The organism is endosymbiont of Lamellibrachia barhami, from assembly GCF_011947365.2.
Lineage (GTDB): Bacteria > Pseudomonadota > Gammaproteobacteria > Chromatiales > Chromatiaceae > QGON01.
In genome coordinates this window covers 2,827,511-2,848,005 of record NZ_JAAVSH020000001.1, presented here as the reverse complement: position 1 = coordinate 2,848,005, position 20,495 = coordinate 2,827,511, and the positions used below count along the sequence as shown (strand labels likewise).

General features: G+C 53.8%; 34 protein-coding genes, 1 tRNA gene and 1 pseudogene. 30 read left to right on the top strand and 6 right to left on the bottom strand.

What is annotated here, in order from left to right; translation table 11 throughout:
- From rplA to G9Q73_RS12940, 5 genes are all read right to left on the bottom strand, one after another.
- On the bottom strand, nucleotides 1–459 hold a 459-nt coding region (gene rplA, locus G9Q73_RS12960; protein WP_177420153.1), incomplete at its 3' end, for a 50S ribosomal protein L1.
- A complete protein-coding gene (gene rplK / locus G9Q73_RS12955; RefSeq protein ID WP_177420152.1) occupies nucleotides 452–898 on the bottom strand; it encodes a 50S ribosomal protein L11 in 447 nt (148 codons plus the stop codon). The genes rplA and rplK, both read right to left, overlap by 8 nt.
- A gap of 139 nt (nucleotides 899–1,037) precedes the next feature.
- Nucleotides 1,038–1,571, bottom strand: coding sequence for a transcription termination/antitermination protein NusG (nusG, locus tag G9Q73_RS12950; RefSeq protein ID WP_177420151.1), 534 nt, complete (start codon nucleotides 1,569–1,571; stop codon nucleotides 1,038–1,040).
- A gap of 12 nt (nucleotides 1,572–1,583) precedes the next feature.
- A complete protein-coding gene (gene secE, locus G9Q73_RS12945; RefSeq protein ID WP_177420150.1) occupies nucleotides 1,584–1,952 on the bottom strand; it encodes a preprotein translocase subunit SecE in 369 nt (122 codons plus the stop codon).
- 34 nt (nucleotides 1,953–1,986) lie between these two features.
- Nucleotides 1,987–2,062: transfer RNA gene (locus G9Q73_RS12940), tRNA-Trp, on the bottom strand.
- Between the two features lie 35 nt (nucleotides 2,063–2,097).
- Here G9Q73_RS12940 and G9Q73_RS12930 point away from each other — a divergent pair.
- From G9Q73_RS12930 to G9Q73_RS12785, 30 genes and pseudogenes are all read left to right on the top strand, one after another.
- A pseudogene (locus G9Q73_RS12930) lies at nucleotides 2,098–3,022 on the top strand (elongation factor Tu); the annotation flags it as partial.
- Between the two features lie 6 nt (nucleotides 3,023–3,028).
- Nucleotides 3,029–3,340 carry a 30S ribosomal protein S10 gene (rpsJ, locus tag G9Q73_RS12925; protein ID WP_177420149.1) on the top strand — a complete coding sequence of 104 codons (312 nt, stop codon included), beginning with the start codon at nucleotides 3,029–3,031 and terminating at the stop codon, nucleotides 3,338–3,340.
- A gap of 11 nt (nucleotides 3,341–3,351) precedes the next feature.
- Nucleotides 3,352–4,002: a 50S ribosomal protein L3 gene (rplC, locus tag G9Q73_RS12920; protein ID WP_177420148.1), complete on the top strand. Its 651-nt coding sequence runs from the start codon at nucleotides 3,352–3,354 to the stop codon at nucleotides 4,000–4,002.
- A gap of 5 nt (nucleotides 4,003–4,007) precedes the next feature.
- Nucleotides 4,008–4,622, top strand: coding sequence for a 50S ribosomal protein L4 (gene rplD / locus G9Q73_RS12915; protein ID WP_177420147.1), 615 nt, complete (start codon nucleotides 4,008–4,010; stop codon nucleotides 4,620–4,622).
- Nucleotides 4,619–4,915 (top strand): 50S ribosomal protein L23, encoded by a 297-nt coding sequence (gene rplW, locus G9Q73_RS12910; protein ID WP_177420146.1) that lies wholly within the window; start codon nucleotides 4,619–4,621, stop codon nucleotides 4,913–4,915. Before rplD ends, rplW begins: the two co-directional genes overlap by 4 nt.
- A 23-nt stretch (nucleotides 4,916–4,938) precedes the next feature.
- Nucleotides 4,939–5,766 (top strand): 50S ribosomal protein L2, encoded by an 828-nt coding sequence (gene rplB, locus G9Q73_RS12905; RefSeq protein WP_177420145.1) that lies wholly within the window; start codon nucleotides 4,939–4,941, stop codon nucleotides 5,764–5,766.
- A gap of 20 nt (nucleotides 5,767–5,786) precedes the next feature.
- Complete coding sequence (gene rpsS, locus G9Q73_RS12900; RefSeq protein ID WP_177420144.1) at nucleotides 5,787–6,059, top strand: 30S ribosomal protein S19; 273 nt, start codon at nucleotides 5,787–5,789, stop codon at nucleotides 6,057–6,059.
- Nucleotides 6,060–6,071: 12 nt separating this feature from the next.
- On the top strand, nucleotides 6,072–6,404 hold the full coding sequence (gene rplV, locus G9Q73_RS12895) for a 50S ribosomal protein L22 (RefSeq protein ID WP_177420143.1): 333 nt from the start codon (nucleotides 6,072–6,074) through the stop codon (nucleotides 6,402–6,404).
- Between the two features lie 18 nt (nucleotides 6,405–6,422).
- Entirely contained in the window at nucleotides 6,423–7,106 is a 684-nt protein-coding gene (rpsC, locus tag G9Q73_RS12890) for a 30S ribosomal protein S3 (protein WP_177420142.1), read from the top strand.
- 3 nt (nucleotides 7,107–7,109) lie between these two features.
- Nucleotides 7,110–7,523, top strand: a complete 414-nt coding sequence (rplP, locus tag G9Q73_RS12885; RefSeq protein WP_177420141.1) for a 50S ribosomal protein L16 — start codon at nucleotides 7,110–7,112, stop codon at nucleotides 7,521–7,523.
- Complete coding sequence (gene rpmC, locus G9Q73_RS12880; protein WP_177420140.1) at nucleotides 7,523–7,723, top strand: 50S ribosomal protein L29; 201 nt, start codon at nucleotides 7,523–7,525, stop codon at nucleotides 7,721–7,723. Before rplP ends, rpmC begins: the two co-directional genes overlap by 1 nt.
- Nucleotides 7,720–7,980 (top strand): 30S ribosomal protein S17, encoded by a 261-nt coding sequence (gene rpsQ, locus G9Q73_RS12875; RefSeq protein ID WP_177420139.1) that lies wholly within the window; start codon nucleotides 7,720–7,722, stop codon nucleotides 7,978–7,980. Before rpmC ends, rpsQ begins: the two co-directional genes overlap by 4 nt.
- Nucleotides 7,981–8,033: 53 nt before the next feature.
- Complete coding sequence (gene rplN, locus G9Q73_RS12870) at nucleotides 8,034–8,402, top strand: 50S ribosomal protein L14 (RefSeq protein ID WP_177420138.1); 369 nt, start codon at nucleotides 8,034–8,036, stop codon at nucleotides 8,400–8,402.
- A gap of 10 nt (nucleotides 8,403–8,412) precedes the next feature.
- Nucleotides 8,413–8,733 carry a 50S ribosomal protein L24 gene (gene rplX / locus G9Q73_RS12865; RefSeq protein ID WP_177420137.1) on the top strand — a complete coding sequence of 107 codons (321 nt, stop codon included), beginning with the start codon at nucleotides 8,413–8,415 and terminating at the stop codon, nucleotides 8,731–8,733.
- 13 nt (nucleotides 8,734–8,746) lie between these two features.
- On the top strand, nucleotides 8,747–9,286 hold the full coding sequence (gene rplE, locus G9Q73_RS12860; RefSeq protein WP_177420136.1) for a 50S ribosomal protein L5: 540 nt from the start codon (nucleotides 8,747–8,749) through the stop codon (nucleotides 9,284–9,286).
- A gap of 8 nt (nucleotides 9,287–9,294) precedes the next feature.
- Nucleotides 9,295–9,600 (top strand): 30S ribosomal protein S14, encoded by a 306-nt coding sequence (gene rpsN, locus G9Q73_RS12855; RefSeq protein ID WP_177420135.1) that lies wholly within the window; start codon nucleotides 9,295–9,297, stop codon nucleotides 9,598–9,600.
- Nucleotides 9,601–9,688: 88 nt separating this feature from the next.
- Nucleotides 9,689–10,084, top strand: a complete 396-nt coding sequence (gene rpsH / locus G9Q73_RS12850) for a 30S ribosomal protein S8 (RefSeq protein WP_177420134.1) — start codon at nucleotides 9,689–9,691, stop codon at nucleotides 10,082–10,084.
- A 13-nt stretch (nucleotides 10,085–10,097) separates the two neighbouring features.
- Nucleotides 10,098–10,631, top strand: a complete 534-nt coding sequence (gene rplF / locus G9Q73_RS12845) for a 50S ribosomal protein L6 (RefSeq protein ID WP_177420133.1) — start codon at nucleotides 10,098–10,100, stop codon at nucleotides 10,629–10,631.
- A gap of 9 nt (nucleotides 10,632–10,640) precedes the next feature.
- Complete coding sequence (gene rplR / locus G9Q73_RS12840) at nucleotides 10,641–10,997, top strand: 50S ribosomal protein L18 (RefSeq protein ID WP_177420132.1); 357 nt, start codon at nucleotides 10,641–10,643, stop codon at nucleotides 10,995–10,997.
- Nucleotides 10,998–11,009: 12 nt separating this feature from the next.
- On the top strand, nucleotides 11,010–11,516 hold the full coding sequence (gene rpsE / locus G9Q73_RS12835) for a 30S ribosomal protein S5 (protein WP_177420131.1): 507 nt from the start codon (nucleotides 11,010–11,012) through the stop codon (nucleotides 11,514–11,516).
- Between the two features lie 3 nt (nucleotides 11,517–11,519).
- Entirely contained in the window at nucleotides 11,520–11,708 is a 189-nt protein-coding gene (gene rpmD, locus G9Q73_RS12830) for a 50S ribosomal protein L30 (RefSeq protein ID WP_177420130.1), read from the top strand.
- A gap of 1 nt (nucleotide 11,709) precedes the next feature.
- On the top strand, nucleotides 11,710–12,144 hold the full coding sequence (rplO, locus tag G9Q73_RS12825) for a 50S ribosomal protein L15 (protein ID WP_177420129.1): 435 nt from the start codon (nucleotides 11,710–11,712) through the stop codon (nucleotides 12,142–12,144).
- A complete protein-coding gene (gene secY, locus G9Q73_RS12820) occupies nucleotides 12,145–13,497 on the top strand; it encodes a preprotein translocase subunit SecY (protein WP_177420128.1) in 1,353 nt (450 codons plus the stop codon).
- 136 nt (nucleotides 13,498–13,633) lie between these two features.
- Entirely contained in the window at nucleotides 13,634–13,747 is a 114-nt protein-coding gene (gene rpmJ / locus G9Q73_RS12815; RefSeq protein WP_177420127.1) for a 50S ribosomal protein L36, read from the top strand.
- Nucleotides 13,748–13,855: 108 nt separating this feature from the next.
- Nucleotides 13,856–14,212 (top strand): 30S ribosomal protein S13, encoded by a 357-nt coding sequence (rpsM, locus tag G9Q73_RS12810; protein ID WP_177420126.1) that lies wholly within the window; start codon nucleotides 13,856–13,858, stop codon nucleotides 14,210–14,212.
- 34 nt (nucleotides 14,213–14,246) lie between these two features.
- Complete coding sequence (rpsK, locus tag G9Q73_RS12805) at nucleotides 14,247–14,636, top strand: 30S ribosomal protein S11 (protein ID WP_177420125.1); 390 nt, start codon at nucleotides 14,247–14,249, stop codon at nucleotides 14,634–14,636.
- 15 nt (nucleotides 14,637–14,651) lie between these two features.
- Nucleotides 14,652–15,272, top strand: coding sequence for a 30S ribosomal protein S4 (gene rpsD / locus G9Q73_RS12800; RefSeq protein ID WP_177420124.1), 621 nt, complete (start codon nucleotides 14,652–14,654; stop codon nucleotides 15,270–15,272).
- Between the two features lie 21 nt (nucleotides 15,273–15,293).
- Complete coding sequence (locus tag G9Q73_RS12795; protein WP_177420123.1) at nucleotides 15,294–16,292, top strand: DNA-directed RNA polymerase subunit alpha; 999 nt, start codon at nucleotides 15,294–15,296, stop codon at nucleotides 16,290–16,292.
- A 49-nt stretch (nucleotides 16,293–16,341) separates the two neighbouring features.
- Nucleotides 16,342–16,731, top strand: a complete 390-nt coding sequence (rplQ, locus tag G9Q73_RS12790; RefSeq protein ID WP_177420122.1) for a 50S ribosomal protein L17 — start codon at nucleotides 16,342–16,344, stop codon at nucleotides 16,729–16,731.
- Between the two features lie 48 nt (nucleotides 16,732–16,779).
- Nucleotides 16,780–17,523 (top strand): SAM hydrolase/SAM-dependent halogenase family protein, encoded by a 744-nt coding sequence (locus G9Q73_RS12785; protein WP_369408891.1) that lies wholly within the window; start codon nucleotides 16,780–16,782, stop codon nucleotides 17,521–17,523.
- An 80-nt stretch (nucleotides 17,524–17,603) separates the two neighbouring features.
- Here the strand turns inward: G9Q73_RS12785 and uvrA are convergent, their stop codons facing one another.
- Entirely contained in the window at nucleotides 17,604–20,432 is a 2,829-nt protein-coding gene (gene uvrA, locus G9Q73_RS12780; RefSeq protein WP_177420121.1) for an excinuclease ABC subunit UvrA, read from the bottom strand.
- Between the last annotated feature and the right edge of the window lie 63 nt (nucleotides 20,433–20,495).

The window sequence follows — 20,495 nt, the reverse complement described above, 5'->3', positions numbered from 1 at the left end:
CACCGCTGCTGCCACATTCGGCGTAACCGTGCCCACTTTCGGGTTTGGCATCAGACCACGGGGACCCAGGATCTGGCCCAACTGGCCCACAACGCGCATTGCGTCCGGACTCGCGATAACCACATCGAAGTCCATCTTGCCTGCTTTCACGTCGGCGGCAAGGTCTTCAAAACCCACAATATCGGCGCCCGCTTCGGTAGCCGCATCTGCGTTCGCACCTTGGGCGAAAACCGCCACACGAACGGTCTTGCCGGTGCCATGAGGCAATACGGAGGAGCCACGTACAACCTGATCCGACTTACGGGAGTCGACGCCAAGGTTGATGCTGACATCGACCGCCTCGGAAAACTTCACCGAAGAGACCTCTTTCAGCAGACTGAAAGCCTCTTCCGCAGCATACAGCTTGCCGGACTCAACCTTTTCGCGAATCGCCTTCGCGCGTTTGCTCAACTTAGTCATGACTTAATTCCACCCCTTCCACATCGAGACCCATTTGACGGGCGCTACCGGCGATGGTTCGTACTGCCGCATCCATATCCGCTGCAGTCAGATCGGCCATCTTGGCAGTGGCTATCTCCTCAAGCTGCGCACGGGTCACCGTACCCACCTTGACAGTATTCGGCGTGGAACTGCCTTTGCTCAAGCCTGCTGCCTTTTTCAGCAACACGGATGCCGGCGGTGTTTTGGTGATGAAGGTGAAGGAACGATCTGTATAGACCGTGATCACCACAGGGATGGGCATCCCCTTCTCCATACTCTGGGTCTTGGCGTTGAACGCCTTGCAGAACTCCATGATATTCACACCATGCTGTCCCAGGGCGGGACCAACCGGCGGACTCGGGTTCGCTTCCCCTGCGGGAACCTGAAGCTTGATAAAAGCCTCGATCTTCTTAGCCATGATTTACCTCACTGTGGGTGCAAACGTTTGGGACTGGTTACCCAAACTCCCCTTAAAACAAATAGGGCCGTGGGCCAAGGGCCAAGGTAAAAGACTTCTTACCTCGGCCCTTGGCCCCGATTCCTCGGCCCTTAATCTCTTAACCCTTCTCTACCTGCCCGAACTCCAGATCCACCGGGGTGGAACGGCCAAATATCAATACAGAAACTTTCAGACGACTCTTTTCGTAGTCGACTTCCTCGACCACGCCACTGAAATCGTTGAACGGCCCGTCGACGACACGCACCACTTCGCCGGGTTCGAACAGAACCTTTGGGCGCGGCTTCTCGACGCCTTCCTGCACTCGCTGCAGAATGGCATCAGCCTCTTTGTCGGTGATCGGCGCAGGACGATCGCCGGTGCCGCCGATGAAACCCAGCACTTTGGGACAATCCTTTACCAGATGCCAAGTCTCGTCGGTCATCTCCATCTGCACCAGGACGTAACCAGGGAAGAACTTACGCTCACTCTTCCTCTGCTGACCGGCACGCATCTCAACGACCTCTTCGGTGGGCACCAAAATCTCACCGAACTTGTCTTCCATGCTAAAACGCTCAATGCGCTCCGCCAGGGAAGCCTGTACGCGGGCTTCAAAGCCGGAGTAGGCGTGTACTACATACCAATGCATGGACATATAACCCGCCTCTTATCCGGTCAGGGCGCGCATAATCGCACCCAACATCATATCAAACAGCCAGAGCACGATGCCCATGATCAAGACCATCACGAAGACGATCAAGGTTGTCTGCACCGTCTCCTGACGGCTCGGCCAGACAACCTTACGCACTTCGATCTTGGCGTCTGACGCAAACTGCCAGACATTACGACCAACTACTGTTTGATAAGCGACAAAAGTCGCGATACCGATGACCAACAGCAACCCCAGTACCCGTAGCAACTGGGAATAGTCATCGAAATAGTAAAAGCCGAGAATGGAAGCAACGATAAGTGCAACTGCAGCTAGCAGCTTCACTGTATCCATGCTGGAGACTTCGACTTGGGACTTCGCGTTCATAGGTTCAAATTGCCTGGATGCGCCAGATTGAAAATGGCAGGCCAGGAGGGACTCGAACCCCCAACCTGCGGTTTTGGAGACCGCTGCTCTACCAATTGAGCCACTGGCCTAGAAACGCTTAACAGCAGGGCCGGCCATGCCGGCCGCTGATCACGTAAAGAACATGATCACCGGTGCGGCGCAGATGGACGGCGCAACTTCAGGTGAGTCCGCAGACGGCCCCATGCGCCTCAGACGCGGAGATATCCTGCTCTCCCGTCAGGTAGGTTTACACTGTCTACGAACAAAGCGGACATGGTAGACGACGAAGAGCTGCTGGAACTGGTTGAGATGGAGGTTCGTGAGCTGCTCGACAGCTACGACTTCCCCGGCGACGACACGCCCGTGATCATCGGTTCCGCGCTGAAGGCGCTGGAAGGCGATGAGTCTGATATCGGCGCCGGCTCCATTGCCAAGCTGATCGAGGCCCTGGACACCTACATTCCAGAGCCGGTGCGTGCGATAGACGGCGCCTTCCTGATGCCCATCGAGGACGTATTCTCGATCTCCGGTCGTGGCACCGTGGTAACCGGTCGTATTGATCGTGGTGTGGTCAACAGGTTGGTGAAGAGATCGAGATCGTGGGTATCCGCGATACTGTGAAGACCACCTGTACCGGTGTTGAGATGTTCCGCAAGCTGCTGGATCAGGGCGAGGCGGGGGACAACGTGGGCGTGCTGCTGCGCGGCACCAAGCGTGAAGAGGTTGAGCGTGGTCAGGTGCTGGCGCAACCGGGATCGATAACCCCGCACACTCACTTTGAGTGCGAAGTCTATGTATTGAGCAAGGACGAAGGTGGACGTCACACCCCGTTTTTTGCAAACTATCGTCCGCAGTTCTACTTTAGAACGACTGACGTGACCGGTGCATGCGATCTGCCTGAGGGCGTAGAGATGGTAATGCCGGGTGACAATGTAAAAATGACGGTAAAACTGATTGCGCCGATTGCGATGGAAGAAGGCCTGCGATTTGCTATCCGAGAAGGTGGCCGTACCGTAGGCGCCGGCGTTGTATCCAAGGTCATCGAGTAAAAGATAATGGCTAACCAGAGAATTCGTATCCGTCTGAAGGCGTTTGATCATCGACTGATTGATCAGTCTGCCAGCGAAATCGTGGAGACAGCAAAGCGCACAGGTGCGCAGGTGCTGGGACCGATTCCACTGCCGACGAAGAAAGAGCGGTTTACTGTGCTGATTTCACCGCACGTCAATAAAGATGCACGTGACCAGTACGAAATTCGCACCCATAAGCGTTTGATGGACATCGTCGATCCAACCGATAAGACGGTTGACGCATTGATGAAGCTCGATCTGGCTGCTGGCGTTGATGTCCAGATCAAGTTGAACTGAGGTTAAGAACCATGGCGATTGGAGTAGTCGGCCGGAAGGCCGGAATGACTCGGGTGTTCACCGAAGAGGGCGTGTCAGTTCCTGTGACCGTCATTGAGGTTGAGCCCAATCGGGTTGCTCAACTTAAAACGAAAGATACCGATGGTTACCGTGCTGTTCAGGTAACTACGGGTAACCGCAAGGCTTCCCGCGTGAGCAAGCCGGTGGCTGGTCACCTGTCTAAGGCGGGTTTAGAAGCCGGTCGTGGTTTCTGGGAATTTAGCCTGGAAGATGGCGAAGGCGAAGGCATCGAGATCGGTTCTGAGATCAAGGCCGATATCTTTGAGGTCGGACAGCTGGTCGATGTACGTGGCCGCACTCAGGGTAAAGGTTTTCAGGGTGGCGTTAAACGGCATCACTTCCATATGCAGGATGCCACGCACGGTAACTCGCTCTCTCATCGTGCACCGGGCTCTATTGGCCAATGCCAAACCCCAGGCCGTGTCTTCAAAGGCAAGAAAATGGCGGGGCACATGGGTGACAAGCAGCGCTGCCAGCAGAATCTGGAAGTCGTTCGGGTCGATGGCGAGCGCAACCTGCTGTTGGTGAAGGGTTCCGTGCCCGGCTCCAAAGGTGGTGACGTTGTCATCGTGCCTGCGGTGAAGATGAAGAACAAAGGGTGAATCTGATGGATCTGAATGTAACTTCTGCTGGCGGCGACGCACAGACGATCCAGGTATCCGATGATGTTTTCGGTGTTTCGTATAACGAGGGCCTGGTTCACCAGGTTGTCACTGCTCATATGGCAGCGGCTCGGGCTGGCACCAAGGCGCAGAAAAATCGCGCGGCAGTTCGCGGTGGCGGTGCCAAGCCCTGGCGTCAGAAAGGTACGGGTCGTGCTCGAAGCGGAACCATTCGCAGCCCCATCTGGCGTTCCGGTGGTGTGACGTTTGCAGCCTCCCCGCGCAACTTTGCGCAGAAGGTCAACCGTAAGATGTATCGCGGCGCGATTCGCTCTATTTTGTCCGAACTGGTGCGCCAGGAGCGCTTCATTGCCGTCAATGAGTTCACTGTTTCGGCGCCCAAGACTAAAGAGCTTGCCGGCAAGCTGAAAGAGATGAATCTCAAAGATGTGCTGGTTGTTGCAGAGAATCCTGATGAGAATCTCTATCTCGCAGCGCGCAACCTTTATGGTGTCGATATTCGCGATGTGAATGAGATCGACCCGGTCAGTCTCGTCGCCTATGAAAAGGTTCTGATGACTGAAGGTGCAGTGAAAAAGATCGAGGAGCGCCTGGCATGAACAATGAACGTCTGATGAAGGTTCTGTTGAGCCCGCTGGTTTCTGAGAAGAGTGCGAACTTGGCGGATGCAAATCACCAGTTCACCTTCCAGGTTGCCACCGATGCGACCAAACGTGAAATCGCCAAGGCGGTTGAGAAGATGTTTGATGTCGAAGTCGAGCGGGTCCAGGTGGTTAATGTAAAAGGTAAGGCCAAGCGATTTGGTGCTATGCAGGGTCGCCGTTCCGATTGGAAGAAGGCCTACGTTAAGCTCAAGCCCGGCAGTGATATCGACTTCGCCGGCGGTGCCTGAGTTAATTAAACGGGATTGGAATAATGGCAATCGTTAAAACAAAACCGACCTCCCCAGGTCGCCGCTTTGTTGTAAAAGTGGTCAATACTGGGCTGCATAAAGGCGCTCCCTATAGCCCGCTGCTCGCAAAGAAGAGCAAGACTGGCGGTCGTAACAATAACGGTCGCATCACTACGCGTCATCGTGGTGGTGGCCACAAGCAGCGCTATCGTATTATCGATTTCAAGCGCAATAAAGAGGGTGTTTCCGCCGTCGTTGAGCGTCTTGAGTATGATCCGAATCGTACCGCGCATATTGCGTTGATTCGCTATGTAGATGGTCAGCGTTCATACATCATCGCGCCCCACGGTCTTAAGGCTGGTGACGAAGTGCGTTCCGGTGCTGATGCGCCGATTGGCCTGGGAAACTGCCTGCCGCTGCGCAACATGCCGATGGGTTCGGTGGTGCACTGTATTGAGATGAAGCCGGGCAAGGGTGCGCAGTTGGCGCGTTCTGCCGGCGCTTCAGTTCAGTTGATTGCTCGTGAAGGTGATTATGCGACCCTTCGTCTCCGCTCCGGTGAGATGCGAAAGGTTCACGCTGACTGTCGGGCAGTGATGGGTGAAGTTTCCAATCCTGAGCATAGTCTCCGTTCACTCGGAAAGGCCGGTGCGAAGCGCTGGAGAGGTGTTCGTCCCACCGTTCGCGGTGTTGTGATGAACCCTGTGGACCACCCGCATGGCGGTGGTGAGGGTCGTACGTCAGGAGGCCGGCATCCGGTTTCACCCTGGGGTACGCCGGCGAAGGGTTACAAAACCCGAAGCAACAAGCGTACCGACAAGATGATTATTCGTCGTCGGAACCGTAAGTAAATTAATTAGGGGTTAGTGTCGTGCCACGTTCAATTCGCAAAGGCCCGTTTGTCGATCATCACCTGGCGAAAAAGGTGGAAGAGGCAGTAGCGCAGAATAATAAGCGCCCAATCAAAACCTGGTCCCGCAGGTCCATGGTTTTGCCTGAGATGGTGGGGCTTACCATAGCAATACACAATGGTCGTCAACATGTTCCGGTGATCATTTCCGAGAACATGGTTGGACATAAGCTCGGTGAATTCGCGCTGACCCGTACTTATCGGGGTCATACTGCCGATAAGAAGTCCAGGTAAGAGGAATTCATAATGCAGGCAACAGCAAAATTGCGACATGCACGTATGTCGGCCCAAAAGGGGCGTCTGGTTGCAGATCAGGTTCGAGGGCTACCAGTCGAGCAGGCACTGAATATTCTTGCTTTCAGCAAGAAGAAAGGTGCCCTCCTGGTGAAGAAGGTTCTCGAATCCGCTATCGCTAACGCAGAGCACAATGAAGGCGCGGATATTGACGAGCTCAAGGTTGCAGTGATTGGTGTGGACGAAGGTCCAACCATGAAACGCATCAGAGCACGGGCGAAAGGTCGTGCTTCCCGGATTCTAAAGCGCACCAGTCACATTACCGTGACTGTTGCCGACAAGTAACAGGTTAGAGAGGCCGATATGGGTCAGAAAGTACATCCTACCGGAATACGTCTGGGCATCGTTAAGGACTGGACTTCCAAGTGGTACGCGGATTCAAAGCAGTTCCCTGATCTGCTGAATATGGATCTTAAGGTTCGTGCATTCCTGAAGAAACGCCTGGCGCAGTCTTCAGTCAGCAGGATCCAGGTCGATCGTCCAGCCAAGAATGCCCACATTACCGTTCATACAGCGCGGCCTGGCCTTGTGATCGGTAAGAAAGGCGAGGATATCGATAAGCTGCGTGCTGTTGTATCCGACATGATGGGAATTCCGGTGCATATCAGCATCGAAGAGATCCGTAAGCCGGAACTCGATGCCCAGTTGGTCGCCGAGGGCGTTGCACAGCAGTTGGAGCGCCGCGTCATGTTCCGTCGGGCGATGAAGCGTTCGGTTCAAAATGCCATGCGACTCGGTGCCGAAGGTATCAAGATAAACATCGGTGGTCGCCTGAATGGCGCAGAAATTGCCCGTAGTGAGTGGTACCTCGAAGGCCGCGTCCCGCTACACACATTACGCGCAGATATCGACTACGGTTTCGCTGAGGCGAATACCACCTACGGTATCATCGGTGTCAAGGTATGGATTTTTAAGGGCGAAATTTTTAGTGACGGCGAACTTGCTGAAGCTGCACCAAAAAACAAACCCGGCGCGAAGAGGTCGTAATCGATGTTGCAGCCAAAACGAACAAAATTCCGTAAACAGCACAAGGGTCGAAACCGTGGCCTTGCGGTCACTGGTAGCAGCGTCTCTTTTGGTGAGTTCGGTCTGAAATCAACCGGTCGTGGACGTATTACCGCTCGCCAGATAGAGGCAGCGCGTCGAGCCATTTCCCGTCATGTAAAACGTGGCGGAAATATGTGGATACGGGTGTTTCCGGACAAACCAATTACAAAGAAACCTTTGGAAGTTCGTCAGGGTAAAGGCAAAGGTAATGTGGAGTACTGGGTGGCGCAGATCCAGCCCGGCCGCATGCTCTATGAAATCGAAGGTATTTCGGAAGAGCTGGCTCGTGAAGCGTTTGCGTTGGCATCAGCCAAGCTGCCGGTTTCCACTACATTCGTGAAACGGACGGTGATGTGATGAATGCGAACGAATTGCGTGAAAAGTCCTCTGAGGAGTTGAACGTTGCTCTTGAAGAACTGCAGAAAGAGCAGTTCAACCTGCGTATGCAGAAGGGCACCGGTCAGTTGGCGCGTCCCGATCGTATGAATACGGTTCGTAAGGATATCGCGCGTGTTAAAACAGTTATGAATGAACAGAAATCGGGCAGCGCATCATGAGCGAACAGGCAGCCAGTAACCGCACTCTAGTTGGTCAGGTCGTTAGCAGTGCAATGGATAAGTCCATTACCGTTTCGATTGAGCGTCAGGTAAAACATCCGCTTTATGGAAAATACATACGTCGTTCCACGAAAGTGCTCGCGCACGACGAGAGCAACGAATGCAACCAGGGTGATACGGTGATGGTCGAACAGTGCCGACCCATGTCCAAGACGAAGAAGTGGCGGCTGGTAAAGGTTATCGAGCGCGCCAGCTGATCGGTAGGCAAAATATTTTGCCGGCAGAGATTAATACTATTTAGGGCAGAACCATGATTCAGATGCAGACAAGCCTGAATGTTGCCGATAACAGCGGCGCAAAGCGGGTTCAGTGCATAAAGGTACTGGGCGGTTCGCACCGTCGATACGCCGGAATTGGCGATATCATAAAGGTTAGCGTGAAGGATGCGATCCCTCGCGGCAAGGTTAAGAAAGGCGACGTCTACAATGCAGTAGTCGTGCGCACGAAAAAAGGTGTGCGTCGTCCTGACGGTTCAGTGATTCGATTTGATACCAATTCTGCTGTACTGCTGAATGCTCAGCTGCAGCCGATTGGTACTCGTATCTTCGGACCTGTTACCCGTGAATTACGGAGCGAGCGATTTATGAAGATCATTTCGCTTGCACCAGAGGTTTTGTGAGGCGGCAGACATGGCAAACAAGATTAAGAAAGGCGACGAGGTTATCGTCGTCGCGGGTAAAGACAAGGGTAAGCGCGGGACCATCATTCGCATGATGGAAAACGAGCGTGTCGTTGTCGAAAATATCAACATGGCGAAGAAGCACACCAAGCCAAACCCGAATAAGGGTGAGCCTGGTGGTATTCTCGATAAGGAGATGCCTATGCATATCTCCAATGTTGCCCTGTTCGATCCCGCGAGCGGAAAGGGTGACCGTGTTGGCTTCAAGACCCTTGAAGACGGCAAAAAGGTTCGAGTGTTCAAATCCAGCGGCGAAGTCGTAGATATCTGAGGCAAGTCCGGCAATGGCAAGATTACAGCAACAGTACACTGACACTGTTGTCCAGCAGTTGATGGACAAGTTTCAGTTCCAGAGCATTATGCAGGTACCGCGCATCACCAAGATTACCCTTAATATGGGTGTTGGTGAGGCCATCGGCGATAAAAAGATCCTTGAGTTCGCGGTGAACGATATGGAGAAAATCGCCGGGCAGAAAGCGATTATCACTTATGCCCGTAAGTCCATCGCAGGTTTCAAAGTCCGCGAAGGCTGGCCAATTGGGTGTAAGGTGACTCTGCGCAGAGAGCGCATGTATGAGTTTCTCGACCGCCTGATCAATGTAGCAATTCCGCGTATTCGGGATTTCCGTGGTATGAACGGAAAATCTTTCGATGGTCGTGGAAACTACAGCATGGGCGTGACAGAGCAGATCATGTTCCCGGAGATCGATTACGATAAAATCGATAAGTTGCGTGGACTCGATATTACGATTACCACCACTGCACGTACCGATGAAGAGGGACGTGCACTGCTGGAAGCCTTTAAGTTTCCCTTTAAGAACTGAGTTTCGTTATGGCAAAAAAGAGCATGATTGCACGTGAGAAAAAGCGTGCCCGCACCGTAGCCAAGTATGCAGTCAGGCGTGAAGCGCTGAAGGCTGTCATAAAGAATACTGACAGCACATATGAAGAGGTTGAAGCCGCCGTTCTCAAACTGCAGAAGATGCCTCGCGATGCCAGTGTTTCCCGGAAACACAACCGCTGCCGGATTACTGGTCGTCCCCATGGTTTCTATCGCAAGTTCGGCCTTGGCCGTAACAAGCTGCGGGAAGCGGCCATGCGCGGAGATGTTCCTGGACTTGTGAAGGCAAGCTGGTAGAATACGCCGCTTTCTCCGGGCATTTCTGCCAGGATTAACTATATTTGGGTATCGCGTCGCAAAGACGGACTGACCCCAGGAGCTCGAAATGAGTATGTCGGATCCCATTGCGGATTTGCTCACCCGTGTCCGTAACGGACAATCGGCAAATAAGACTTCAGTCAGACTGCCGGCATCCAAGCAGAAAATTGAAATCGCCAACCTCCTGAAAGACGAGGGTTATGTGCAGGATGTCAAGATGGACGAGAGTGCATCCAAGCCGACTATGGTTGTGGATCTGCGCTATTTTGAAGGGCGTCCTGTTATCGACCTGATTAAACGGGTAAGTCGTCCTGGTCTGCGCATATATAAAGGATGCGGCGATCTTCCCAAAGTACGTAACGGTTTGGGTATCGCAATCATCTCCACCTCGAAAGGTTTGATGACCGATCGTGCTGCCCGCGCTGCGGGACAGGGCGGTGAAGTCATCGCTATCGTCGCGTAAGGGGTGTAAGAAGATGTCTCGTATAGCAAAAAGTCCAATTTCTCTGCCGTCAGGTGTTGAGGTCAAGCTGGATGGTCAGAGTGTCGCTGTCAAGGGTCCTAAAGGCACGATGGAGTTGCTCGTAAACGATCTGGTGGCAATCAATCAGGATGATGGCGTTATCAAGGTCTCTCCCAAACAGGAAGACAAGCATTCCTGGGCGATGGCCGGCACGATGCGCGCACTCATCAACAATCTTGTTACCGGTGTCACTCAGGGATATGAGCGTAAGCTTGAGCTCGTCGGCGTTGGTTATCGTGCTCAGGCCAAGGGTAAAGTGCTCAATCTGAGTCTCGGTTTTTCGCATCCGGTGGAATATGCGGTGCCGGAGGGTATTGAAATAGCAACACCCTCACAAACTGAGATTGTTGTTTCGGGTATAGATAAGCAGCTGGTCGGGCAGGTTGCGGCCGAAGTTCGCGGGTACCGTCCGCCGGAGCCTTACAAAGGCAAAGGTGTCCGTTATTCCGACGAACATGTGATTCGTAAAGAAGCCAAGAAGAAATAGGGTTAAACGATGGATAAGAAACAATCTCGTCTACGTCGTAGTCGTCGGACACGCGCAAAGATTCGTGAACTGGGCGTCCATCGTCTGGCCATTCACCGTACGCCAAAGCATATCTATGCGCAGATCATCGCGCCTACTGGCGCTGAAGTTCTGGTGAGCGCTTCCACTCTGGATAAGAGTGTTCGAGGTGAACTCTCAGGCGCGAGTGGAAATGCGGCAGCTGCCTCTGTAGTTGGTAAATATATCGCTGAAAGGGCGAAAGAGGCGGGTATCGAGCAGGTTGCATTTGATCGCTCGGGTTTTCGTTATCACGGTCGCGTAAAGGCCTTGGCTGATGCGGCACGCGAAGCCGGTCTGCAATTTTAAGGGTTCGAGGTTATGGCAAATTATAATGCAAAGCCGGAAGGCGATGATCTGCTTGAAAAGCTTATTAACGTCAACCGTGTCGCCAAGGTTGTCAAAGGTGGTCGCCAGTTCGGCTTCTCTGCTCTGACCGTGGTTGGCGACGGAGAGGGGCGTGTTGGTTTTGGTACCGGCAAGGCCCGCGAAGTGCCGATTGCCATCCAAAAGGCGATGGAGACTGCTCGCAAGAACATGGTTTCCATTAGGATGAACGGCAACACGCTGCAGTATCCGATAGTAGGCCGCCATGGCGCAGCCAAGGTCTATATGCAGCCTGCATCTGAAGGTACTGGCATCATCGCAGGCGGCGCCATGCGTGCTGTCTTCGAGGTGGTTGGTGTGCAAAATGTGTTGGCGAAGTGTATCGGCACGAACAATCCGATGAATGTAGTCCGCGCGACGATCAATGGTCTGAAAGAGATGGCTGATGCTGAGTCAGCAGCGGCCAAGCGCGGCAAGACTGTCGAAGAGATTCTGGGGTAACTCATGTCTGACAAGAAAATGATGCAGGTCACTTTGGTGCGAAGCATGAACGGACGACTGGCTGGCCACAAGGCTTGTGCGCGTGGTTTGGGATTGCGCCGTATGCACCAGACGGTTGAAGTTGAAGACACGCCTTGTACCCGCGGTATGGTGAACAAGGTTTCCTATATGGTCAAGGTCGAGGAGTCCTGAGATGCGACTTAATGGTTTACAGCCTCCTGAAGGCAGTAAGTCTGCCAAAAAACGCGTTGGGCGTGGTATTGGCAGTGGTCTCGGCAAGACCTGTGGTCGTGGCCATAAGGGACAGAAATCCCGTAATGGCGGTTTCCACAAGGTCGGATTCGAAGGTGGTCAGATGCCACTGCAGCGTCGGCTTCCCAAGGTTGGTTTTAGCTCCCGGATCGGCATGGTAACCGCCGAAGTGCGTTTGAGCGAGCTTGCCAAGGTCGAGGGCGAAGCTGTTGACCTGGAGGCGCTGAAGAAGGCCGGTGTTATCACTAAGGTGATTCGACGCGCCAAGATCGTTGTCTCCGGCTCGATCGAACGCGCCGTCACTGTAAAAGGTATTGGTGTAACCAAGGGTGCGCGTGCCGCTATCGAAGCGGCTGGCGGCAAGGTCGAGGACTAAATGGCTGGTCAAGGCGCTTCCATGATGAACTCGTTGGGCGGCATGGGCCGCCTGACGGAGTTGCGACAGCGACTGCTTTTTGTTGCTGGTGCGTTACTGGTTTTTCGTATTGGCACGTTCATTCCCGTGCCTGGCGTAAATCCTGTTGCGCTTGCTGCACTGTTTGAGCAGACCCAGGGCTCGATCCTGGATATGTTCAATATGTTCTCCGGTGGGGCGCTTGAACGTGCGAGTCTTTTCGCGCTTGGTATCATGCCCTACATCTCTGCTTCTATCATTATGCAGCTGATGTCGGCTGTTATCCCCACGCTTGAGCAGTTGAAGAAAGAGGGTGAGGCAGGGCGTCGCAAGATTACCCAGTACACGCGCTACGGCACTGTAGTGCTGGCAACGTTTCAAGCAGTTGGTATCTCAATCGCACTGCAGAGCCAGACGGTTGGCGGGGAATCCGTTGTTGCCCAGCAGGGTTTGGGCTTTATCGTCACTGCCGCAGTCTCTCTGGTTACTGGAACGATGTTTCTGATGTGGTTGGGTGAGCAGATCACGGAGCGTGGTATCGGCAATGGTATCTCCATGATCATTTTTGCCGGTATCGTTGCGGGTCTGCCTTCGGCGATAGGCGGCACGCTTGAATTGGCCCGTACCGGTGAGCTGAATGCGTTGACGATCCTTTTCCTGTTCGTCCTGGCAATCGCAGTGACGGGCTTTGTCGTCTTTGTTGAGCGTGGCCAGCGCAGGATTACAGTCAACTATGCGAAACGTCAGCAGGGTCGGCGTTTGATGGCGGCGCAAAGCACACACTTGCCACTGAAGCTCAATATGGCAGGCGTCATTCCGCCTATATTCGCCTCCAGTATCATCTTGTTCCCGGCAACGCTCGGGCAGTGGTTTGGCAATAGTGAAGACACGCGTTGGATCCAGGACATTTTTTCCAAGCTTTCCCCTGGCGAGCCGGTCTATGTCATGGCTTATGCGGCTGCGATAATTTTCTTCTGCTTCTTCTATACGGCTCTGGTTTTCAACTCCAGGGAGACAGCGGACAACCTGAAGCGATCCGGTGCCTTCATTCCCGGCATTCGTCCAGGCGAGCAGACTGCAAAGTACATTGATGGTGTGATGTCACGCTTGACCCTGGCTGGAGCGATTTACATTACATCAGTCTGTCTGTTACCTGAGTTTCTGATCGTTGGTTGGAACGTGCCCTTCTATTTCGGTGGTACGTCTTTGTTGATCATCGTGGTGGTGGTAATGGATTTCATGGCGCAGGTACAAGCGCACCTGATGTCTCATCAATACGAAGGTTTGATGAAGAAAGCCAACCTCAAAGGTGGTGGCGGCGGTCTGGTCCGCTGACATCATTGATTACTTAACCATCTGTCAGCGATTGATGACGGTGGTTCACAGTTAGTTTAAATTGGCAGGTTAGCCCCGCCAGGCATGTGCAGCTTGGTTTTCCAGCCTGCACTGATGGGATTTTGGAGACAGGTTCATGAAAGTACGTGCATCGGTAAAAAAGATCTGCCGTAATTGCAAGATCGTTCGCCGCAAAGGCGTCGTGCGGGTCATCTGTAAAGAAGGCCGCCACAAGCAACGCCAAGGCTAAAATCGCAAGGTGAATTAGTATTTGCCGCTTGATTTATTTAGCGGGGGTGGGTACTATTGACCGCTTACGCTCAACGAAAGTCGCTTGAGAAGTTCAGGAGAATTGAGAATGGCTCGAATCGCAGGAGTCAACATTCCAGATCGCAAACACGCAGTCATTGCGCTGACATCGATCTATGGCATTGGTCGCACTCGCGCCACAGAGATCTGTAAAGAGGTTGGTATTGAGCCTTCTGCCAAGATCCAGGAGCTGAGCGAGGGTCAGGTCGATGCAATTCGTGCCATCATCGGCAAGATCACAGTCGAAGGTGATCTGCGTCGTGAGGTTTCGATGAATATCAAGCGGCTGATGGATCTCGGTTGTAATCGGGGCATCCGTCATCGTCGTGGTCTGCCGCTGCGTGGTCAGCGCACCAAGACCAATGCGCGGACCCGCAAAGGTCCACGTCGTCCGATCAAGCGTTAAGATTCACGCATAAACGAGTTCGCAGGAACAGATAATGGCAAAACCAACTGGCCGTTCCAAGAAGAAGGTCAAAAAGACCGTTACTGATGGCATCGCGCATGTACACGCGTCGTTTAATAACACCATCATTACCATTACCGACCGTCAGGGCAACACCCTGGGTTGGGCCACTGCCGGCGGTTCCGGTTTCCGTGGTTCACGCAAGAGCACTCCATTCGCTGCACAGGTTGCAGCAGATCGTGCAGGTCAGATGGTCAAGGAATTTGGGGTAAGAAATCTTGACGTTAACGTCAAAGGCCCTGGCCCTGGTCGTGAGTCTGCCGTGCGTGCTTTGAACAATGCTGGATTCAAGATTACCAGCATCTCCGACGTAACCCCTATACCGCATAACGGTTGCCGGCCTCCTAAGAAGCGCCGGGTCTGATTCTGGAGTCGTATCATGGCAAGGTACATTGGTCCCAAATGTAAATTGAGTCGCCGCGAGGGAACAGATCTGTTCCTGAAGAGCCGCGTCCGTTCCTTAGATTCCAAGTGTAACATGGAGAAGGTTCCGGGCCAGAGTGGCGACCGTCGTCGTCGCGTCTCTGACTACGGTCTGCAATTGCGCGAAAAGCAGAAAGTACGTCGCATCTACGGTGTGATGGAGCGTCAGTTTCGCAACTATTATAAGGCTGCTGCGCAGCAGAAGGGTGCAACCGGTGAGAACCTGCTGCAACTTCTCGAGTGTCGTCTCGATAACGTCATCTACCGCATGGGCTTCGGCTCCACTCGCTCAGAAGCGCGTCAGCTTGTCAGCCATAAGGCAATTCTGGTAAATGGCAGGATCGTGAATGTCGCTTCCTACCAGGTAGCCGCCGACGACGAGATCACGATTCGTGAAAAGGCGAAAAAACAGGTACGCATCCAGGGTGCGCTCGCATTAGCGGAGCAGTATGGTTTTGCAGACTGGGTTGAAGTCGATCCCAAAGGGATGAAGGGAACATTCAAGCGTGTTCCCGACCGTGCCGACTTGTCTGCGGAAATCAACGAGCAACTCGTCGTTGAATTGTACTCCAAGTAAGGTCTGTCGAGAGGAAGATTCATGACTGAAAGTGTTACGGAGTTTCTCAAGCCGCGCATTGTGAATGTGCAGTCGATCAGCGAGACCCATGCAAAAGTGACTTTAGAACCCCTGGAAAGAGGTTTTGGTCATACCTTGGGCAATGCGCTGCGCCGGATCCTGCTCTCATCTATGCCGGGCTCTGCGATTACAGACGTTGAGATCCAGGATGTTCTGCATGAGTACACCACGATTGAAGGTGTGCAGGAAGATGTGCTGGATATTCTGCTCAATCTGAAGCAGGTTGCCTTGGTAATGCACGCGCGTGACGAGGCTACCCTGAAACTGCAGAAAAAGGGCCCCGGTCCCGTGTTGGCGAGCGACATTACACTTGACCATGATGTTGAGATTTCGAATCCGGATCATGTGATTGCAAATTTGACTAAGTCTGGCGAGATCAACATGACACTGCAGGTCAGGCGTGGTCGTGGCTATCAGCCCGCCGCCGCCCGTCAGGGTGCCGCTGGAGATGATCGTCCTATCGGCATGTTGCAGATCGATGCCTCATTCAGTCCTGTGCGCAGTGTCGCCTATTCAGTTGAAGCAGCACGTGTAGAACAGCGCACCAATCTGGATCGTCTGGTTATCGAGTTGGAAACCAACGGTACAATCGATCCGGAAGAGGCGATTCGTCGTTCAGCAAACATCCTGCGCGACCAGCTTTCTGTCTTTGTTGATCTGCAGGCCGAAGCTGCCGAGGCGACTGCCGAACCCGAAGAGCCGACAATCGATCCGATCCTGCTGCGCCCGGTGGATGATCTCGAACTCACCGTTCGTTCAGCAAATTGTCTGAAGGCTGAGAATATCTTCCTGATCGGCGATCTGATTCAGCGGACGGAAGTTGAGCTTCTCAAGACGCCTAATCTTGGCAAGAAGTCTCTTACAGAGATCAAGGATGTCCTTGCCCGCCGCGGACTCTCTCTTGGCATGCGCCTCGAGCGTTGGCCGCCGGAAGGCATCGACGATCAGTTTATGCACTGATCAGCTAACACCGAATTCATTAACTATTAGATTTTAGGGAAGTCGATCCATGCGTCATCGCAAATCCGGACGGCAATTGAACCGTAACAGCAGTCATCGCCAGGCGATGTTTCGCAACATGACTGTTTCATTGATCAACCAAGAATTGATCAAAACCACTCTGCCCAAGGCAAAAGAATTGCGCCGTGTAGCCGAGCCTCTTATTACCATGTCCAAGAGTGATAGCGTTGCCAAACGCCGGCTGGCATTCGCACGCCTGCGTGACGATGCCGCAGTCGGCAAGCTGTTCACCGACCTTGGTCCTCGTTACAAGGATCGTCCAGGTGGTTATCTGCGTATCCTTAAATGTGGCTATCGCGATGGTGACAAAGCGCCGATGGCATTTGTCGAGCTTGTCGACAGGCCTGTCGAAGAAGAATCGAGCGAAAGCGAAGATTAATAAAAAAGCCGGGTCTACCCCGGCTTTTTTATTGTCTGCTGTCCCACAGTGCCTAAACTGATTGCCACACTTACCGACTTTGGTGTGACCGGTCCCTATACCGGACAGATGCATGCCGCAATCCTGCAGCATTCAGAGCAATTCCGCGTTGTCGATCTGATCTCCGATCTGCCACGGTTCACTTCTGAACTTTCAGCTTATCTCATCCCAAGACTAACGGATCCCTTTCCCGTTGCAACGGTATTTGTCTGTGTAGTGGATCCAGGAGTAGGGGGCAGTCGTCAGCCCCTCATGGTGGAGGCAGATGGAAAATGGTATGTGGGGCCGGATAATGGCCTGCTTGCACTGGTTGTGCGCAGGGCATCCCAATGCAGAATCTGGTCGATAACCTGGCGACCAAAGGTGCTCTCCAATAGTTTCCATGGCAGAGACCTCTTTGCACCAGTGGCTGCCAAAATTGCCGCTGACGAATCAGTTCAGGGAGACTCCCTGACGACTGCCCAGATAATGGGTTGTGGACTTCCAGACGACCTGTCAAAAATTATCTATATTGATGGCTTCGGCAACCTGATTACCGGCATGCGTGCTGCTGCTGTCGACGAGACTTCAGCGATTGTGCTTGCAAACCAGAGAATCAACGCTGGATTGATCTTTAGTGAATGCCCACCGGGAGAGCCGTTCTGGTATGCAAATTCAATGGGATTGATCGAGATTGCGGTCAATCAGGGTAGTGCCCGGAAGCGCTTTGATGCAGGGCTTGGTGATCCGATAACAATCATAGGCAGTTCGTAGGCCTGATCAGGCGCAGCGGATCAGGCAATGGATTCGGTCAATCCAGCAGTGTTTGCCGGTTCCGCTACGCTTGATCAGACCTAGCGTTTTCGCTCAAGCAGTGGTTTCAGATACCGACCGGTATGGGATGCGGCTATATTCGCTACGGTCTCCGGGGTTCCGGTCGCAATGATCTCACCACCTTTATCCCCCCCTTCCGGTCCCAAGTCGATAACCCAGTCTGCAGTCTTGATGACGTCGAGATTGTGTTCGATGACAATGACGGTGTTGCCGTGGTCACGCAGGCGGTGGAGCACTTCCAGCAGGTGTTTGACGTCATGAAAATGGAGCCCGGTTGTCGGCTCATCGAGGATATAGAGTGTATTGCCGGTATCGCGTTTCGATAGCTCGCGGGAGAGCTTGACGCGTTGTGCCTCACCGCCGGAGAGTGTGGTGGCGTTTTGTCCCAATGAGATATAAGAGAGGCCGACATCCATCAGGGTCTGCAATTTTCTCTTGAGGGACGGGACTGCGTCGAAGAACTCAAGCGCCATCTCCACAGTCATGTTCAACACTTGGTCGACAGTTTTGCCCTTGTATTTGACTTCAAGGGTCTCGCGGTTATAACGCTTGCCTTTGCAGATATCGCACTGCACATAGATATCGGGCAGAAAGTGCATCTCCACCTTAGTGACGCCATCGCCTCTGCAGGCTTCACAGCGCCCTCCTTTGACGTTGAAACTGAAACGCCCTGGAGAATAGCCACGCGCGCGGGATTCCGGAGTGCCGGCAAAGAGTTCCCGGATCGGGGTGAAGAGGCCGGTGTAGGTGGCCGGATTGGAGCGGGGGGTGCGCCCAATAGGACTCTGATCGATATCCACCACTTTGTCGAAGAGGTCGAGACCAAGCACCTCGTCGTGTGGTGCCGGGGATGTGTTGGCTCCGTTTAAAACGGCAGCGCAGACAGGGTATAGGGTGTCGTTGATGAGGGTCGACTTGCCGGAGCCGGAAACCCCTGTGACGCAACAAAAGGTGCCGACCGGAATGGAGAGATCGATCGACTTCAGGTTGTTGCTGCGTGCACCGATAACCCGAAGTTGCCGTTCGGGATCGCAGGGTGTGCGTGTGTCAGGGATTGCTATCGACATGACACCGGCAAGATACCGGCCGGTAAGTGACTCGGTGTTTTCTTTGATCTGTGCTGCCGTGCCTTCGGCAATGATTCGGCCTCCATGCACACCGGCGCCGGGTCCGATGTCTACCACATGATCGGCCATGCAGATCGCCTCTTCGTCATGTTCAACGACGATGACGGTGTTGCCCAGATCCCGCAGGTAGATGAGCGTCTTTAGCAGGCGTTCATTGTCCCGCTGATGCAAGCCGATAGAGGGTTCATCCAAAACATACATGACCCCCACGAGGCCTGCACCGATCTGGCTGGCGAGCCGGATGCGTTGCGCTTCCCCGCCGGAGAGTGTCTCTGCGCTCCGGTCGAGGGTCAGATAGTCGAGGCCCACATTGGCGAGAAAACTGAGTCGTTGCTCTATTTCACTCACTATCTTGGAGGCGATCTCGCCTCGCTTGCCGGGAAGTTCCAGTGTAGAGAAGAAACCGAGGGCCTTGCCGATGGGCAATGCGGTCAATCTCGGCAGATTATGATCCAGGATAAAGACGTGGCGGGCTGCTTCATTGAGACGCGTACCACCACACTGAGGGCAGGGTTGGCTTGATATATAGCGTGCAAGCTCCTCACGCACCGCGTTGGATTCGGTCTCCCGATAGCGGCGTTCCATGTTGCGGATGATACCTTCGAAGGGGTGGGTCTTGGTGGTGGAGCGGCCACGTTCGTTGAAATAGCTGAACTTGATGGACTCCCGTTTGCTGCCGTAGAGAATAACCCTGCGTGTCTTCTCCGGCAAATCCTCCCAAGGTGTTTCGGGATCAAAATCGTAGTGGCGGCCCAGAGAGGTAATCATCTGGTAGTAGTAGGCGTTGCGGCGATCCCAGCCCCGTACGGCGCCGCCGGCCAGAGGGAGTTCGGGGTGGGCGACCGCCTTCTCCGGGTCAAAAAACTGCTCCACGCCAAGACCGTCGCAGGTGGGACAAGCTCCCACCGGGTTGTTGAAGGAGAAGAGACGCGGTTCCAGTTCCGGCAGGCTGTAGCCGCACTGCGGGCAGGCAAAGCGGGAGGAGAAGACCAGTTCTTCGCCGCTCTCATCCATCCAGGCGACCCGGGCAAGGCCGTCGGAGAGATGGAGTGCGGTCTCAAAGGACTCTGCTAGCCGGTTTGCCAGATCGGGGCGCACCTTGAAACGATCCACTACGATTTCGATGCTGTGTTTCTTGTTGAGCTCCAACTCCGGCGGCTCGTCGAGTTCAAAGATCTCGCCGTCGATACGGGCGCGGATAAACCCTTGGGCATGCATCTCCTGCAACAGCTTGTGGTGTTCCCCCTTGCGCTCGGAAATTACCGGAGCCAACAACAGCAGGCGGCTTCCCTCAGGCAGGGAAAGTATCTGATCCACCATTTGGCTGACGGTCTGTGCTTCGAGCACGCTATCGTGTTGCGGGCAACGTGGGGTGCCGGCGCGGGCAAACAGCAGACGCAGATAGTCGTAGATCTCGGTAATGGTTCCGACGGTGGAGCGCGGGTTGTGGGAGGTGGTCTTCTGCTCGATGGAGATGGCCGGTGAGAGACCTTCAATATGGTCCACATCGGGCTTTTCCATCAGCGACAGAAATTGTCTTGCGTAGGCGGAGAGTGATTCCACATAACGGCGCTGGCCCTCGGCGTAGATGGTATCGAAGGCCAGGGATGACTTGCCGGAACCAGATATACCGGTAATGACGATCAGCTTGTCACGGGGCAGATCGAGGTCGATATTCTGCAGGTTGTGGGTACGGGCCCCACGAATTCGGATTGTTTCCATCTTTTGTTTTGCGGCTCTGTGGCCCGTAAAACCGCATTTTCAGCGGTGTGCATCTATTTGAGC

Coding starts and splice junctions, on each gene's coding strand:
- rplK (WP_177420152.1), bottom strand. CDS start 898: ATGGCTAAGAAGATCGAGGCTTTTATCAAGCTTCAGGTTCCCGCAGGG.
- nusG (WP_177420151.1), bottom strand. CDS start 1,571: ATGTCCATGCATTGGTATGTAGTACACGCCTACTCCGGCTTTGAAGCC.
- secE (WP_177420150.1), bottom strand. CDS start 1,952: ATGAACGCGAAGTCCCAAGTCGAAGTCTCCAGCATGGATACAGTGAAG.
- rpsJ (WP_177420149.1), top strand. CDS start 3,029: ATGGCTAACCAGAGAATTCGTATCCGTCTGAAGGCGTTTGATCATCGA.
- rplC (WP_177420148.1), top strand. CDS start 3,352: ATGGCGATTGGAGTAGTCGGCCGGAAGGCCGGAATGACTCGGGTGTTC.
- rplD (WP_177420147.1), top strand. CDS start 4,008: ATGGATCTGAATGTAACTTCTGCTGGCGGCGACGCACAGACGATCCAG.
- rplW (WP_177420146.1), top strand. CDS start 4,619: ATGAACAATGAACGTCTGATGAAGGTTCTGTTGAGCCCGCTGGTTTCT.
- rplB (WP_177420145.1), top strand. CDS start 4,939: ATGGCAATCGTTAAAACAAAACCGACCTCCCCAGGTCGCCGCTTTGTT.
- rplV (WP_177420143.1), top strand. CDS start 6,072: ATGCAGGCAACAGCAAAATTGCGACATGCACGTATGTCGGCCCAAAAG.
- rpsC (WP_177420142.1), top strand. CDS start 6,423: ATGGGTCAGAAAGTACATCCTACCGGAATACGTCTGGGCATCGTTAAG.
- rplP (WP_177420141.1), top strand. CDS start 7,110: ATGTTGCAGCCAAAACGAACAAAATTCCGTAAACAGCACAAGGGTCGA.
- rpmC (WP_177420140.1), top strand. CDS start 7,523: ATGAATGCGAACGAATTGCGTGAAAAGTCCTCTGAGGAGTTGAACGTT.
- rpsQ (WP_177420139.1), top strand. CDS start 7,720: ATGAGCGAACAGGCAGCCAGTAACCGCACTCTAGTTGGTCAGGTCGTT.
- rplN (WP_177420138.1), top strand. CDS start 8,034: ATGATTCAGATGCAGACAAGCCTGAATGTTGCCGATAACAGCGGCGCA.
- rplX (WP_177420137.1), top strand. CDS start 8,413: ATGGCAAACAAGATTAAGAAAGGCGACGAGGTTATCGTCGTCGCGGGT.
- rplE (WP_177420136.1), top strand. CDS start 8,747: ATGGCAAGATTACAGCAACAGTACACTGACACTGTTGTCCAGCAGTTG.
- rpsN (WP_177420135.1), top strand. CDS start 9,295: ATGGCAAAAAAGAGCATGATTGCACGTGAGAAAAAGCGTGCCCGCACC.
- rpsH (WP_177420134.1), top strand. CDS start 9,689: ATGAGTATGTCGGATCCCATTGCGGATTTGCTCACCCGTGTCCGTAAC.
- rplF (WP_177420133.1), top strand. CDS start 10,098: ATGTCTCGTATAGCAAAAAGTCCAATTTCTCTGCCGTCAGGTGTTGAG.
- rplR (WP_177420132.1), top strand. CDS start 10,641: ATGGATAAGAAACAATCTCGTCTACGTCGTAGTCGTCGGACACGCGCA.
- rpsE (WP_177420131.1), top strand. CDS start 11,010: ATGGCAAATTATAATGCAAAGCCGGAAGGCGATGATCTGCTTGAAAAG.
- rpmD (WP_177420130.1), top strand. CDS start 11,520: ATGTCTGACAAGAAAATGATGCAGGTCACTTTGGTGCGAAGCATGAAC.
- rplO (WP_177420129.1), top strand. CDS start 11,710: ATGCGACTTAATGGTTTACAGCCTCCTGAAGGCAGTAAGTCTGCCAAA.
- secY (WP_177420128.1), top strand. CDS start 12,145: ATGGCTGGTCAAGGCGCTTCCATGATGAACTCGTTGGGCGGCATGGGC.
- rpmJ (WP_177420127.1), top strand. CDS start 13,634: ATGAAAGTACGTGCATCGGTAAAAAAGATCTGCCGTAATTGCAAGATC.
- rpsM (WP_177420126.1), top strand. CDS start 13,856: ATGGCTCGAATCGCAGGAGTCAACATTCCAGATCGCAAACACGCAGTC.
- rpsK (WP_177420125.1), top strand. CDS start 14,247: ATGGCAAAACCAACTGGCCGTTCCAAGAAGAAGGTCAAAAAGACCGTT.
- rpsD (WP_177420124.1), top strand. CDS start 14,652: ATGGCAAGGTACATTGGTCCCAAATGTAAATTGAGTCGCCGCGAGGGA.
- G9Q73_RS12795 (WP_177420123.1), top strand. CDS start 15,294: ATGACTGAAAGTGTTACGGAGTTTCTCAAGCCGCGCATTGTGAATGTG.
- rplQ (WP_177420122.1), top strand. CDS start 16,342: ATGCGTCATCGCAAATCCGGACGGCAATTGAACCGTAACAGCAGTCAT.
- uvrA (WP_177420121.1), bottom strand. CDS start 20,432: ATGGAAACAATCCGAATTCGTGGGGCCCGTACCCACAACCTGCAGAAT.